A 14,478-nucleotide genomic window follows, 5' to 3' on the forward strand; every position below is an offset into this window, starting at 1 on the left:
GGATCCGCGGGCGGGCCGGCCCCGCGCCCGGCCCCGACCCACGGCGCCCCGATCCCCGGGTTGCCCGGCACGCCGCCGGGATGCCACGCGCGCGATCCCTAGGCTGGCCGACATGAGCAACGAAGACCCGCGGGGCACCGGTTTCACGCTCTCCTCCGCCGTTCCCGTGCGCGCGGCCGCGCGGGCGGCCTCGTTCGTCACGGTCCCGCGCGAGCCGCGTCGCGGGGAGCTCCCGGCCGACCCCGCGGCCGCTGCATTCCTCGCCGCCGCGGCGGACGGCGTTCTCCGCCCCGAGGGCACGGCGGCCCCCGCCGCGGCGCTTCACCGTCTCGTCGCCGATCTTCCCGCGAGCCTTCCCTGGGCGGCGCGCGGTGCCCTGCAGCTCGGTGGCGCGGTCGCGCCGGTGCTGCCCACCCCGGCGGTCCCCCTCGCGCGGCGGGCGCTGCGCGAGCTCATCGCGGGCCTCACGGTCGACGCGCGCCCCGAGCGACTCGGTGCCGCGCTCGCGGCGCGGGCCGAGGGCGGCGGCACGCCCGACGTGCGGCTGGTCGGCCCGGCGGTGCTCGGCGAGTCCGCGGCGCGGCGGCGGGTCGACGGCATCCGGACCCTGGTGGCTCGTGACGACGTCGATCGGGTGACGCTGTCGGTCGCCGACGTCGTCGCGCGTTCCTCCGCTTGGGCCTTCGACGCCGACGTCGACCACGTCGCCGAACGACTGCTGCCGCTCTTCCTCGCCGCGGCCGAGAGCGGCACGCACCTCACGCTCGCCGCCGAGGGGCGTGACGACCTCGACCTCACCGTGGCCGCGCTCACCCGTGTGCTCGAGGAACCTCGCCTGAACGGACTCGCCGCGGGCATCGCCCTGCCGATCGCCGTCGTCGAGAGCCTCGATGCCGTGCGCGAGTTGGCCGCGTGGGGGCGCCTGCGCGCCGGCGCCGGGGGCGCGCGCCTGACGGTGCGCCTCGACGACGCACCGCCGCAGACGCCGGAGGCTCTGACCGCCGCGCGGCACGGATGGAACGCCCCGACGCTCACCCGGCGGGACGACATCGACGCTCAGTCCGTGCGGGCCCTGCGCGAAGCGCTCAGCGCGCGCGGGCGCGAGGGGCTCGCGGTGGAGTTCGCCACGGGCGACCCCGAGCGCGGCGCCCTCGCGCTGGCCGTCGCCGCCGACACCGACGCGACCCTGACCCTGGTGCTCGCGGCTGGCACGTCGTGGATACCGGACGAGCCGTTCGTCACGACGGTCGCGGCCGTCCACCCCGACGACCTGGATCTCGTCGCCGGTCGGCTCACGTCGGCCTACGCGGGCATCGTCGCCGCCGCCCCGGACCTGCCGGTCGCGGGCCCCGTCGTCGATGCCCCCGACGGTGCGGCCGGTGAGGACACCGTGCCGCTCGACGACCTCTTCGCCCCCGAGACGGCCGCCGTCGCGGCGCGAGCGCACCGCGCGGCCGTCGCGGCCGAGGGTCCCGCGCCGTCCGCTCGCGTCCCGCAACGCGGGCTGACGCCCGACCCCGCGATCCTTCGCGAACCCGCCGACGGCGACGCCGCCGAGCCCGGACTCACGCAGGCGGTGCTGGGCATCGCGCGGGAGGCCGCGGCATCCGGAGACACCTCCGCCCTCGGCCCGGACGTGCAGCAGATGCTCTTCGGAGGGCAGGCGTTCGTCGACACGGCCGTCTTCTCGGCGCGCGAGAGCGCGGAGCTCGCCGGGGGCGCTCCCGGCTTCCGCAACGTCGCCGACACCGACCCGACCCTGCCGGACGACCGCGCCTGGGCGCTGGCGGCCATCGGGCGCGCGAGCGGTTCGACGGCCGGGGACGCCACCGCGGCGGCGGGCCGGATCGACGACCAGGCCGGCCTCGACGCGGCCCTCGCGCGGGTGCGTGAAGCCGCGGAACCGTGGGGGGCTCTCGCCGCGACGGACCGCGCCGCGGTGCTCCAGTCCGCCGCGCGCGCCCTCGAGGACCGGCGGGCCGAACTGATCGAGGTGCTCGCCTCCGAGGGCGGGGCCCTGATCGCCGAAGCGGACGCCGAGGTGAGCCAGGCCGTCGACGCCGCCGCGTACTACGCCGCCACCGCCAAGGAACTCGACCGCGTGTCGGGCGCCGTCTTCGTGCCGGACCGGGTGACCGTCGTCGCTCCCCGGTGGAACGCGCCCGTCGGACTCTGCGCGGCAGAGACCCTCGCGGCGCTCGCCGCGGGCTCGGGCGTGCTGCTCACCCCGTCGCCGCGCGCGCGTCGCGCCGGGGCCGTCGTGGCCGAGGCGCTCTGGGCCGCCGGGGTCCCGCGCGATCTGCTGACCTACGCCGATCTCAACGAGGATGCCTCGGGCCGCGCGTTGATCGTGCACCCGGGCGTGGACCGCGTCCTCCTCGCCGGTGCCCGCACGACCGCCGAACGGTTCGCCGAGTGGCGGCCGACGCTGCCCCTGCAGGCGTTCACCGCCGGCCGCAACGCCGTGATCGTCACCCCGTCCGCCGACCTCGACGATGCCGTCGCCGACATCGTCGAGGGAGCCTTCGCACGTGCGGGGCAGGCCGCGACCGCGGCGTCGCTCGTGATCCTGGTGGGCGCGGCCGCAAGGTCGACGCGCTTCCTCGAGCAGGTGAAGGATGCCGTCACCTCGCTCCGCGTCGGCCCGGCCGACGACCCGCTGTCCGACGTCGGTCCGCTCGTCGAGGAGCCGTCGGGAGAGGTGCGCCGCGCGCTCACCGTCCTCGCGGAGGGGGAGCGCTGGCTCGTCCAGCCGCGCGAGCTCGACCTCGGCCCGGAGATGTCCGGCCGATTCTGGACCCCGGGCGTGCGCACCGGGGTGAGCGTCGGGTCGCACCTGACCCGGGCCGCGGTGGCCGCGCCGGTGCTCGGCATCCTGCACGCTTCCACCCTGGCTCGAGCGATCGAGCTGCAGAACGCGATCGGCTCGGGATACGTGGCCGGGATGCACACGCGTGACGCGCGGGACCTCGACCTCTGGATCGACAGCGCGGAGGCCGCCGTCCTGCGCGTGAACCGACCGACCACGGGCGCGGTGGTGCAGCGCGAGCCCGTCGGCGGCTGGGGAGACGCGGTCGCCGGGTCGGGCGCGATGTCGGGCGGACCGAACCGCCTCGTGACCCTGGGGTCGTGGCGGCCGTCGTCGGGCGGTGCATCGTCGTCGACGCTGCACCTGCGCGGACTCGACAGCCGCATCACCGCGCTCATCGAAGCCGCCCAGCCGACCCTGTCGTACGAGGCCTTCGACTGGCTGCGGCGCGGAGCGCTCTCGGACGCCGTCGCCTGGGACCGCGAGTTCGGCCGGGTGAAAGACGTCTCGCGCCTCGGCGTCGAGCGGAACCTCTGGCGCTATCGCCCCGCCGACGTCGCGGTGCGCGCGACGGCCGACGCCGCCTGGCAGGCCGTCCTGCGGGTGCTGGTCGCGGCCGTGCGCTCGGGATCGACGTTCAGCCTGAGCTCTCCCGTCGGTCTTCCGGGGGCGGTGCGCCACCTGCTGGGCGAGGCGGACGTCGCGGTGTCGGTCGAGAGTGACGCGGAGTGGTTGCAGCGGCTCGCCGGTGGCATCCCGGATGCCGAGTCCGCCGACGCCGCGGAAGAGGTCGAGGGTCCGGAGGCCCCCGTCGAGCCCGCCTTCGCGGCACCGCGCCCGACGCGCGTGCGCCTGGTCGGACCGGCCGGGACGACCGCTCCGCTGCGCGCCGCCGTCGCCGAGACGGTCGCGGGCGACGTGTCGCTCACGGTCTACGCCGACGAGGTGACGACGGCGGGCCGGCTCGAGTTGCTGCCGTTCCTGCGCGAGCAGGCGGTGTCGATCGGGGCGTTCCGCTTCGGCCGCGTCGACGCCTGGAGCGCCGAGGTCATCTGAGGTCGCGTCGCGCGGCCGCCCGGCCCGCGCACCCCCCCACTTCTCCCTTGAGTGTCCAGAACACCCGGACGATTTCTCGAGGAGTCCGGGTGTTTTGGACACTCAACCCGGTGAGGGGGCGAGGGGCGAGGGGCGAGGGCCGGGCGCGGGATGCCCGCCCGGCGCACGATCGCGCACGCCGGGCGGGCCCGGGTCCTACTGGATGCCCTCGCGCACCAGGCGCCACTGCTGGCACGTGAGACCGTTGGCGGTCCACTGCTGAGCGACGGCACCGTCGGCGGTCGAGCAGCCGTCGATCTCGAGCAGCTTGCCGCTGTTCGCGTTGGTGAAGGTCCACCACCCGCCGCTGGTCGCGGCGTTCCAGTTCTGCGTCGCGTTGCCCGTGGGGCCCCACTGCGCGGCGTCGACGCCGTCGCCGGTCGCGGCTCCCGGGATCTCGAGCAGCTTGCCGCTGTTCAGGTTCACGAGCTGTGTCGCAGACCCCGTGGGACGTAGGGTCCAGCGCTGCGTCGCGTTCTCGGTCGGACCCCACTGCCCCACGGCGGCACCGTCGGCGAGGGAGGCCGAGGCGACCTCGAGGAGCTTCCCGCTGTTGCGGTTCACGACCTGGAACTGCGGGTCGAGCGCGCTGGAGCGCCACACGTGCAGCGTGTCGAGCTCAGCGAAGCCCGTGCCCTTGGTGAACCGGATGGTGTTGACGCCGGCGTTCAACGTCACGGTCTTCTGCGCCCAGGCGTAGCGGCCCCAGTCGACGGTCGCGGGGTAGGAGATCGTCGAGCTGGTCCCGCCGTTGACGCTGACGCCGTGCGTGGACGTGCTGCCGCTGCCGTTGTCGTACCGGACGTTCAGCGTGTACGAACCGGCGGCGGGGACGCGGACGGTGAACTGCACCGAGCTCCCCGCGTTGTTGATGTTGCCGACCTTGCGACCGTTCGACGCCTGCGCGTGCGTGACGATCGTGGCATCCGTGATCGTCGCCTTCTCGGCCTCGTACTGCTGGGCGTCCACGGGGATCGAGCCCACGCGGATGTCGTTGAGTCCGGTGGCGGTGTTCTCGACGTTGGTCGCCTGGTAGAGCGTGCGCCCGTCGGTGCCGACGTCGAGACCCTGCGCGAACCCGCTGAAGTTCCCGCCCTGCGTGTCGCTCGCGTCGTACGTGACGGCCATGGGGAGGCGTTCCCAGGCGCCGGCGCCGAGGTTGTAGTTGACGTAGAGGTTCTGGCCGCCGTCGATCGCGCCCGAGGGGGTGAGCGACCACTTGGATGCCACGATGACCATGCCCTTCGGACCTCCGCCCGGCACCCACTTCACGTACGGCGAGGAGCCGATGCCGCGCCCGTCGGCGAGACGGATGGGGGTGCCGATGCTGGTCGTGTCGCCCCAGTTGAGTCCGTCGGCGGACGTCTTGAAGTACACCGGTGCGGTGTTCTGCGACTGGCTCGGGCGGTTCACGACCTCGAAGGTGGCGAGGTAGCGCCCGTCGGGGAGCTTGGTGACCGTGATCATTCCCGGGCGGTCGCTCTGGTTCGGCGGTGCGGAGACGTTGGACAGCGCGCCCCACGTCTGCCCGCCGTCGGTGGAGCGGCGGTAGGACACGGCCTGGAGGACACCGGATGCCTTCTGCCGCTCGTCCGAGTAGTACGCCACCAGACCGCCGCCGCCGTCGACCGCGAAGGAGGGCTCCCAGACGGTGGTCGTCGTCGAGGAGGGGCTGGGGTCGTACACGGCGGGTCCGCCGGAGTCGATGGTGCTGAGGAACGACCAGGTCGCGCCGCGGTCCGCGCTCTTGTAGACGACGAGTCGGCTGCTCGAGCGGTCCTCGGGCATGATCATGCCGGTCAGCAGGAGCGTGCCCGCGGGGAGCGAGCCGGACGCCTGCGGGAGCTCGTAGAGGAACGGCTGCGCCGTGCGCGTGTAGCCGGGGAAGGTGCTGCTCGGATCGACGTCGGCGATCTTCGTCCACGAGGACCCGTCGTCGGTGCTGCGGTAGATCGGGTAGACCTGTCGCCCGTTCTGGAGGACGAGCTTGTCGAAGGTGACGAGCTGCGTGCCGTTGTTCGAGCCGTTGTTCTTGAGGACGACGATCTTCGCGTACGTCGTGCCGGCGGGAGTGCCGCCCTCGGGGTTGAAGGACGAACCTGCCGGGGGCGAATAGACCAGCGAGCCGTTGCCGGTCGTCACCGCGGAGGCGGGGGCCGCGGCGGCGAGCCCGCCCACGGTGAGGACCGCGGCGGTCAGGACCGCGGTGAGAAGGCGCGATCGTCGTCGCGCGAGGGACCAAGGGTGTGGCATGTTCTGTGCTCCTCTGGATCGAGGCGGCTGCCGGTGCGCGCCCGCGTCGGCGCAGCGACCCGCTCAGGGTGATGTCTCCACCGCACTACTACAACGTTGTAGAGACGGGTCGACCGTAAAGGGCCGCGAGGTTCGCCGTCAAGACTCGCGTGTGCAACGTTGTAGAGTCTCGACCAGAACGAGGGGGATGCCATGACGGCGACGCTGCACGACGTGGCCCGCGTGGCCGGGGTGTCGATCAAGACGGTCTCGAACGTGATCAACAACTACCCGCACGTCCGAGAGGCGACCCGCGAGCGGGTCGAGGCCGCGATCGACGAGCTTCAGTATCGGCCCAACCAGGCCGCCCGCACGCTGCGATCCGGGCGCACCGACATGATCGGCCTGATCGTGCCGGATCTGCGCAACCCGTACTTCGCCGAGCTCGCCGACGACGTCATGCGCGCGGCGCGCGCGCACGGGTTCTCGGTGCTCATCGAGCAGTTCGACGCGGATCGCGACAGCGAGCTCGCGGCCTTGCGCGGGGCGCGCAGGCGGGGTCTCGACGGCGTGCTGTACTCCGTGCTCTCGCTCGGGGAGGACGACGCGCCCCTCCTCGACGAGGTCGGCATGCCGATGGTGCTGCTGGGGGAGCGGATCTTCCACTCCGCCCACGATCACGTCACGATGCGCAACACCGAGGCGGCCCACGCGGCCACGGCGCACCTTCTCGCCGCGGGGCGACGGCGCGTCCTGGCCTTGGGGTCGCACCCGGGAGAGATCGTCGGGTCCGCGGGGCTCCGCCTGCGCGGCTACGAAGCCGCTCTCGCCGAAGCGGGTCTCGAGGTCGATCCGGCTCTCGTGGTGCCCGTCGATCGCTGGCATCGCGTCGACGGCGCCGACGCGATGCGCGCGGTGCTCGATGCGGGACTGTCGTTCGACGGGGTGGTCGCCTTCAACGACTCCCTCGCGCTCGGGGCGATGCGCGTGATGCTGGAGCGCGGCATCCGCATTCCCGAGGAGGTCGCCCTCGTCGGCTTCGACGACCTCGACGAGACCCGTTACTCCCTGCCGGCGCTGACGACGATCGACCCCGGCCGCTCCGAGATCGCGCGCGTCGCCGTGGATCTGCTGGTCGAGCGCATCACGGGCGACGCGGCCACCGAACCGCGCGAGGTGCTCGCGGATTTCCGCCTCGTCGAGAGGGAATCGGCGGCGGTCTGAGATCGCGCGCTTGACATCCCGCGACGGTCGGGCGATCATCCATTTACAACGTTTACCTCCATCGTTGTAAATTGCTTTGCACCAGACTCGGCACCCGAGCCGAGAAGACGACGCAGTCACACGAAAGGCATCGAAGATGATGAAGCGCAGCTTGTCCGTCCTCGCGACGGTGGGGGCCGCGGCCCTGCTCCTCGCGGGTTGTTCCGGCTCGTCGGGTACCGCATCCGACGGCCCCGCCGAGATCACGTTCTGGCACGGCTACACCGAAGCCGACGGCAAGGTCCTCGACCAGATCGTCGCCGACTTCAACGCCTCGCAGCAGAAGTACAAGATCACCACCGAGACCAAGACGTGGGCGGTGATCGACGACACCCTGCTCCCCGCGCTGAGCTCCAAGGAAGGCCCGCAGATCGTGGCGATGCCGGCCGAGCGCATGCCGGTCTACGCCGATCGCGGTGCTTTCGCCGACCTGAGCGACTTCTACGCCTCGTCCGACAGCAACACCGCCGACCTCGTGCCCCAGGCCGTCGACATGATCAAGGTCGGCGGCACGCCCTACGGCGTCCCCACCGGCTTCGTGCCGCTGGCGATGTTCTACAACAAGGCGCTGTTCGCCTCCGCCGGCATCACCGAGGCCCCCACGACCTGGGACGCCTGGGTGGCGGACGCCAAGAAGCTCACCGTGGACGAGAACGGCGACGGCACCCCCGAACAGTACGGTGTCGCGATCCCCGACCACGCCACGGTGGCCAACGGCCTGTGGCCGAGCCTGCTCCTCAGCGGCGGGGGGCAGATCGTCGACGGCGACAAGGCCGTCATCGACTCGCCCGAGAACGCGAAGACCATCCAGTACTGGACCGACGCGATCACGAAGGACAAGATCTCGCCCACGGGTCTCGACGGCATCGCCGCCGACCAGCTGTTCAGCTCGGGCAAGGCCGCCATGCACGTCGGCGGACCGTGGATGGCATCCATCGCCAAGGACAACAACATCGACTACGGCATCGCCGCCATCCCCGCCGGTCCCGCCGAGCAGGCAGCCTCGGCGATCGGCGTCGCGATGGGCGTCACCGAGTCGGCCGACGACGCGCAGCGCGCGGGCGCCGAGGCCTTCTTCACGTACTTCTTCCAGAAAGATGTCGCGACGCAGTGGTCGCTCGCCTCGGGCTGGCCTCCGCTGCGCACCGACATCCCGCTGAGCGACGTCTCGTCCAACCCGGTGGTCGCCGCCCTCAGCGAGATCGCGCCGACCGGTCGCGCGCTCCTGCCCGGAGTGGTCAACGGCACCGACGTGATCTCCGACATCGACGAGCTCACCCAGAAGTCGGTCGCGGGCGGCGACGTCACCGAGCTGCTCTCGACGGCCCAGAGCAAGATCCAGCAGGCCATCGAGTGACGAACGCACGGGAGGGGCGCCCGCGTCGCCCCTCCCGTGTCCTCACCCCCGCTTCTCGAACAGGACGACCATGACCACTCACGCCCCGAGCGCGCCGCCCCGCCGGCGCGGGGCCTACCGCCCGCCGGCACCGATCGGCGGTCGCGGGCCTCTACGGCACAGCCCCCGCCACCGCCTGACCGTGGTCGCCTTCCTCACCCCGGCCATCGTCATCCTGACGGTCTTCGTGGCCTGGCCGATGGTCTCGGCCCTGCGCCTGTCGTTCACGGATGCCAGCGGCTTCGGCCGCGAGAAGTTCGTGGGCCTCGAGAACTACGCGCGGGTGTTCACCGACCCCGACATCGTGAGCGCGATGGGGAACACAGCCCTGTACGCGCTGCTGTTCACCCCGATCGCGATCGCCCTGGCCCTCGCCTTCGCGCTGCTGCTGAACAACCCGCTGCTGCCGCTGCGCGGCCTGTTCCGCACCGCCCTGTTCACCCCGTTCATCGTGTCTCTCGCGGTCGCCGCCTTCGCGTGGTCCTACCTCCTCGACCCGCAGATCGGTCTGCTGAACTACTGGCTCCGGGGTCTCGGCATCCAGCTCGGAAACGTGCTGCAGGACCCCACGCTCGCGATGCCCGCCGTCGTGCTTGTCGCCGTGTGGAAGAGCTTCGGCTTCTACATGGTCATCTTCCTCGCGGGGCTCCAGGACATTCCGACGAGCCTCTACGAGGCCGCCCGCGTCGACGGCGCGAGCGCGTGGCAGCGCTTCCGCAGCATCACGTTCCCCATGCTCGGCAACACCATGGGCTTCGTCGTCATCGTCGCGCTCATCGCCGCCCTGCAGGCCTTCGACCAGATCTATGTCATGACCGGCGGGGGCCCTTACGGCACCACGCAGACGATCGTCATGGAGATCTACCAGTCCGGCTTCCGCAAGCTCGAGCTCGGCTTCGCCTCGGCCCTGTCCTACGTGCTGCTGCTCATCACCCTCGTGCTGAGCCTGACCCAGTTCCTCTTCTTCTCACGACGAGAGAAGGATGCCGCATGACCGCCCTCGCTCCCGCGCCCGCCGCCTCGGCATCCGCGATCCCCGTCCGTCGGCGCTCGCCGCAGGCCCGTCGTCGCCGCCTCGTGTCGGTGACCCTGCTCGTCGTGGTCGCCGCGGCCACCCTCGTGCTGATGCTGCCGATCCTCATCATCGTGTTCACGGCCTTCAAGCCGGTGGCCGAGGTGAACGCCTACCCGCCGACCCTTCTCCCGGGGCAGTGGACGTTCGACAACTTCGCGCGGATCTTCACCGAGCTGCCCTTCGCCCGCCTGATCGCCAACAGCTTCGTCTTCGCCGGCGGGGTCACGCTCTTCGCGTTGGTGTTCGACTCCCTCGCCGCGTACGCCCTGGCCCGCCTGGACTTCCGGGGTAACAAGATCCTGCTGATCGCGATCATCGCGAGCCTCATGATCCCGTTCCAGGCGACCCTGATCCCGATCTACCAGCTCGTGTCCGACCTCGGATGGGTCAACTCCTACGCGGGACTCATCGCCCCGCGCGCCGCCGACGCGTTCGGCATCTTCTTCCTGCGGCAGTTCTTCCTGTCCCTGCCCCGCGACCTCGACAACGCCGCGCGCATCGACGGGGCGAGCGAGCTGCGCATCTTCCGCAGCATCGTGCTGCCGAACGCGGTGCCGGCGCTGCTGACGCTCGGCATCTTCACCTTCGTCAACAACTGGAACGACCTGCTCTGGCCGCTCGTCTTCACGACCGACTCCGAGATGGGCACGGTGACCTCCGGCTTGACGCTGCTGACGGGACCCGGCGGGATCATCCCGCAGGGCGTGATGATGGCGGGCTCGCTGATCGCGGTGCTGCCGCTGGCCATCCTGTTCCTGCTGATCCAGCGGCGGTTCGTCGAGAGCGTCGGAACGTCGGGACTGAAATGAGAGAGACCCCCATGTCGACGACCCCCTGGTATCGCGACGGCCGGCTGCACTTCGGCGCCGGCATCGAGAACACCTTCGTGCCGCAGGAGCGCCCGGGTGAGCGCGCGATCGACGAGTACGCCCTCACCGAGCACTACGACCGCTGGAGCGAGGATCTCGATCTCGCCGTGGCGGTGGATGCCGAGTTCTTGCGCTGGGGGATCCCGTGGCACGTCGTGTCGCCCGAGCGCGGAAAGTGGGACTGGTCGTGGACCGACCGGGTGCTCGACGGCTTCGCCGCACGCGGCATCCGTCCGATCGTCGATCTGCTGCACTACGGCACGCCGACGTGGATCGAGGGCGAGTTCGCCCACCCCGACTACGCCTCGTTCGTGGCCGAGTACGCCGCGCGCGCCGCGGAGAGGTATCGCGACCTCGCCACCGACTACACGCCGGTCAACGAGCCGATGCTGCACTCGCTGTTCAGCGGCGAGTACGCGTACTGGCCCCCGTACCGTCGGGGCGAGGCGGGCCTCGTCGAGATCTCGACCGCGATCGCCCGCGGCTTCGTCGAGACACAGCGGGCTGTGGCGGACGTCCTGGGCGAGCGCGCCACCTTCGTGCACGTCGACGCGTCGATGCGGTACGCCGGGGACCTCGACGCCCACGAGCACCGCGAGACGGCCGAGCGGTACCGCCACCAGGCCTTCCTCGTCGAGGACCTCGTGACCGGTGCGGTGGGGGCGGAGCACCCGCTCCTCCCGCTGCTGCGTGCGCACGGCACCTCCGACGAGACGCTCGCGTGGTTCGCCGAGAACGCCGTGCAGCCCGACGTGATGGGCGTCAACTACTACCCCCGGCACTCGACGGAACTGTTCGAGAGCGGCATCCATCACTCCGGGGGCTTCGCCGATCCGCGCCCCACGCGCGACGACGGCGTCGAGGGGCTCGCCGAGATGCTGCGCACCTACGCCGCCCGCTACGGCGCGCCGGTGATGCTCGCCGAGACGTGCGTGACGGACGACGTCTCCACCCGCCTGCGGTGGCTGGACGATTCCGTGGCCACTGTCCAGGGGCTTCGCGCCGACGGCGTCGATGTCGTCGGCTACACGTGGTGGCCGCTGTTCGACATGTACGAGTGGACCTACCGGCACAGCGACGAGCCGCGGTCCGCCCACCTTCTGACCATGGGGCTCCACGACCTCGTGGAGACCGAGACCGGGCTCGCGCGCCGCCGCAACCCCGTCGCCGACCGATTCGCCGAGTACGCATCCCGAGGAGCACGATGACCACCGCCCGCCTGACTCTCGACACCCGCTTCCCGATCGGGGCCGTCCGTCGCCGTCTGTTCGGCGGGTTCGTCGAGCACCTCGGCCGCCACGTCTACGACGGTATCTACGAACCTGGTCACCCCGAGGCCGACGACCAGGGCTTCCGCCGCGATGTGCTGGAGCTCGTGCGCGAGCTCGGCGTCTCGACCATCCGCTACCCCGGCGGCAACTTCGTCTCGGGCTTCCGGTGGGAGGACAGCGTGGGGCCGCGCGAGCAGCGCCCGCGCCGCCTCGACCTCGCGTGGCACTCGACCGAGACGAATGAGATCGGCCTCCACGAGTTCTCGGACTGGCTCGACAAGGCCGGCAGCGACCTCATGCTCGCCGTCAACCTCGGCACCCGGGGCGTCCTCGAGGCCCTCGACCTGCTCGAGTACAGCAACGTGCCCGGGGGCACGACCCTGTCGCAGCAGCGCATCGACAACGGCCGCGCGGAGCCGTTCGGCGTGCGCGTGTGGTGCCTCGGCAACGAGATGGACGGGCCCTGGCAGCTCGGCCACCGCTCCGCCGACGACTACGGCAAGATCGCCTCGCAGACGGCGAAGGGCATGCGTCAGCTCGACCCCTCGATCGAGCTCGTGGTGTGCGGGTCGTCGGGGGCGTCCATGCCGACGTTCGGCGAGTGGGAGCGCGTCGTGCTGGAGCACACGTACGACGACGTCGACATGATCTCGTGCCACGCCTACTACCAGGAGCACGACGGAGACATCGACTCGTTCCTCGCCTCGTCGGTCGACACCGACCGCTTCATCGAGGCGGTCGTCGCCACCGCCGACCACGTGGGTGCCGTGCGCGGCAGCGCGAAGAAGATCGACATCTCGTTCGATGAGTGGAACATCTGGTACCAGACGCGCTTCCACGACGTCGACCAGATCACCGGTGTCGAGAACTGGCCCGTCGCCCCGCGCCTGCTCGAGGACGTGTACTCGGCTCTGGATGCCGTGGTCTTCGGCAGCCTCATGATCTCGCTGCTCAAGCACGCCGACCGGGTGGCATCCGCGTCCCTCGCCCAGCTCGTCAACGTGATCGCCCCGATCATGACCGAGCCCGGCGGACCGTCCTGGCGGCAGACGACGTTCTTCCCCTTCGCGATCACCTCCCGGCTCGCGCAGGGCGACGCCGTGCGCCTGCAGGTCGAGGCGCCGCTCATCGAGACCGAGAAATTCGGCGCGGTTCCGTCGGTGGACGCCGTCGCCACCCACGACGCCGAGACCGGTGCCACCGCGATCTTCCTCGTGCACCGCGGCCGTGAAGACGCCGTCGACCTCGCGATCGACATCAGCGGACTGGGCGATGTCGAGCTCGTCGAGACGCACCTGCTGCACGACGACGACCCGTACGCCCGCAACACGCTCGACGAGCCCGAGCGCGTGCAGCCCGGGACCGTCGAGGCGCGCGTGGAGGGCGGCATCCTGCACGTGACCCTGCCGCCCATCTCGTGGGCCGCGCTCTCGCTCGTGACCTCCTGACTACCGCGAGGAGATCGTCGCGACGAGCGCGATCTCCTCGTCGGTCCAGAGGTACTGGTCCCGCAGAAGGCGGACGACGTCGCGCGTCGTGTCGGCGGCCGCGAGGGCCGCGCCGCCGTGCACGGGCAACGCCGTCGGCTCGACGACGGATGCCGCTTCCCGCAGTTCGTGGACGAGCTCCGGCCGCTGCGCGCTGACGTCTCTGTCCGCGATGACGAGCAGTGTGCGGGTCCCCTCGATCTCGCGGTGCGCGTCGCGGTGCACATCGACCCAGAAAAGGACGGTCGCCGCGCCCACCACCATCATGATGACGACCCCGACGGGGATCGCCCCGATGTCGGTGAAGAAGACGGGCACCGGCGTGGCATCGGCGTCGACCCGGAGGAGAGCGATCACGCGGATGCCGCTGTAGAAGGCGTAGACCGCCACGGCGATCGCGAGCACGCGGATGGACGGTCTCCGCGCCTCGGGCGAGATCGCGGCCGTCACTGCGGCGCACGCGCACACGAGGGCGAGCGCCCCGACGCGGATCGTCGAGGCCCCCTCCGCGGGCAGGAGGAGGGAGGTCACGGCGACGGCCGCGACCGAGCCGAATGACACTACGACGCACGCCCTGGCCACGCCCGAGGGGAGGATTGCGTGGAAAGCGAGCGGGATCATGGCCGGACCCAGGACGAGCAGCGCGTTCGCCGTCGCGAGTGTCGCTGACCCGCCCACGTTGATCCACAGCAGGTACATCGCCGCCGCGCCGACCTCGACGACGCCCGCCGCGATCCCGTACCGGACCGATGTGCCGGTGGGGCCGTGCCGTCCCGTGAGCCACAGCCCCGCGCCCAGGAGCGCGCTCGTGACCACCAGGGCGGTCACGGAGAGGATGATCACCGAGAGGATCACGGGGCGGACTCCAATGCTCGACGCGGGCGTGGCCCTGAGGGCTTGAAGTCAACGACGCCGGGGTTGCGGAGGCAACCGCTCCGTCGGGGGTGCCGCTACCCGCTACTGTTGCTGACCGCTCGCGCG

At 71.5% G+C, this 14,478-nt stretch carries 9 protein-coding genes; 7 read left to right on the forward strand and 2 right to left on the reverse strand.

The window, feature by feature from the left end; all coding sequences use genetic code 11:
• The first annotated feature begins 112 nt into the window (after window positions 1-112).
• Window positions 113-3,865, forward strand: a complete 3,753-nt coding sequence (locus tag MTES_RS09525; RefSeq protein ID WP_013585040.1) for a proline dehydrogenase family protein — start codon at window positions 113-115, stop codon at window positions 3,863-3,865.
• Between the two features lie 195 nt (window positions 3,866-4,060).
• Here MTES_RS09525 and MTES_RS09530 read toward each other — a convergent pair whose 3' ends face one another.
• Entirely contained in the window at window positions 4,061-6,157 is a 2,097-nt protein-coding gene (locus MTES_RS09530; RefSeq protein WP_013585041.1) for an RICIN domain-containing protein, read from the reverse strand.
• Window positions 6,158-6,349: 192 nt separating this feature from the next.
• Between MTES_RS09530 and MTES_RS09535 the strand changes: the two genes are divergently transcribed.
• The 6 genes from MTES_RS09535 to MTES_RS09560 all read left to right on the forward strand — a co-directional run bounded on the left by MTES_RS09535 (window position 6,350) and on the right by MTES_RS09560 (window position 13,458).
• Window positions 6,350-7,360 (forward strand): LacI family DNA-binding transcriptional regulator, encoded by a 1,011-nt coding sequence (locus MTES_RS09535; RefSeq protein WP_013585042.1) that lies wholly within the window; start codon window positions 6,350-6,352, stop codon window positions 7,358-7,360.
• 136 nt (window positions 7,361-7,496) lie between these two features.
• Window positions 7,497-8,756: an ABC transporter substrate-binding protein gene (locus MTES_RS09540; protein WP_013585043.1), complete on the forward strand. Its 1,260-nt coding sequence runs from the start codon at window positions 7,497-7,499 to the stop codon at window positions 8,754-8,756.
• A gap of 70 nt (window positions 8,757-8,826) precedes the next feature.
• A complete protein-coding gene (locus MTES_RS09545) occupies window positions 8,827-9,789 on the forward strand; it encodes a carbohydrate ABC transporter permease (protein WP_013585044.1) in 963 nt (320 codons plus the stop codon).
• Window positions 9,786-10,679 (forward strand): carbohydrate ABC transporter permease, encoded by an 894-nt coding sequence (locus MTES_RS09550; RefSeq protein ID WP_013585045.1) that lies wholly within the window; start codon window positions 9,786-9,788, stop codon window positions 10,677-10,679. Before MTES_RS09545 ends, MTES_RS09550 begins: the two co-directional genes overlap by 4 nt.
• A gap of 11 nt (window positions 10,680-10,690) precedes the next feature.
• The gene (locus MTES_RS09555) at window positions 10,691-11,947 is read left to right on the forward strand and encodes a family 1 glycosylhydrolase (RefSeq protein ID WP_013585046.1); all 1,257 of its coding nucleotides are present in this window, start codon (window positions 10,691-10,693) and stop codon (window positions 11,945-11,947) included.
• Entirely contained in the window at window positions 11,944-13,458 is a 1,515-nt protein-coding gene (locus tag MTES_RS09560; protein WP_013585047.1) for an alpha-N-arabinofuranosidase, read from the forward strand. Before MTES_RS09555 ends, MTES_RS09560 begins: the two co-directional genes overlap by 4 nt.
• On the opposite strand, the gene MTES_RS09565 is transcribed toward MTES_RS09560, so the two are convergent.
• Complete coding sequence (locus MTES_RS09565; protein WP_013585048.1) at window positions 13,459-14,352, reverse strand: hypothetical protein; 894 nt, start codon at window positions 14,350-14,352, stop codon at window positions 13,459-13,461.
• Window positions 14,353-14,478: the final 126 nt, after the last annotated feature.

The organism is Microbacterium testaceum StLB037, from assembly GCF_000202635.1.
GTDB lineage: Bacteria > Actinomycetota > Actinomycetes > Actinomycetales > Microbacteriaceae > Microbacterium > Microbacterium testaceum_F.

Excerpts from the sequence above, each read along its gene's own strand:
- MTES_RS09550 (WP_013585045.1), top strand. The coding sequence starts at position 9,786 with ATGACCGCCCTCGCTCCCGCGCCCGCCGCCTCGGCATCCGCGATCCCC.
- MTES_RS09530 (WP_013585041.1), bottom strand. The coding sequence starts at position 6,157 with ATGCCACACCCTTGGTCCCTCGCGCGACGACGATCGCGCCTTCTCACC.
- MTES_RS09525 (WP_013585040.1), top strand. The coding sequence starts at position 113 with ATGAGCAACGAAGACCCGCGGGGCACCGGTTTCACGCTCTCCTCCGCC.
- MTES_RS09540 (WP_013585043.1), top strand. The coding sequence starts at position 7,497 with ATGATGAAGCGCAGCTTGTCCGTCCTCGCGACGGTGGGGGCCGCGGCC.
- MTES_RS09555 (WP_013585046.1), top strand. The coding sequence starts at position 10,691 with ATGTCGACGACCCCCTGGTATCGCGACGGCCGGCTGCACTTCGGCGCC.
- MTES_RS09560 (WP_013585047.1), top strand. The coding sequence starts at position 11,944 with ATGACCACCGCCCGCCTGACTCTCGACACCCGCTTCCCGATCGGGGCC.
- MTES_RS09535 (WP_013585042.1), top strand. The coding sequence starts at position 6,350 with ATGACGGCGACGCTGCACGACGTGGCCCGCGTGGCCGGGGTGTCGATC.
- MTES_RS09545 (WP_013585044.1), top strand. The coding sequence starts at position 8,827 with ATGACCACTCACGCCCCGAGCGCGCCGCCCCGCCGGCGCGGGGCCTAC.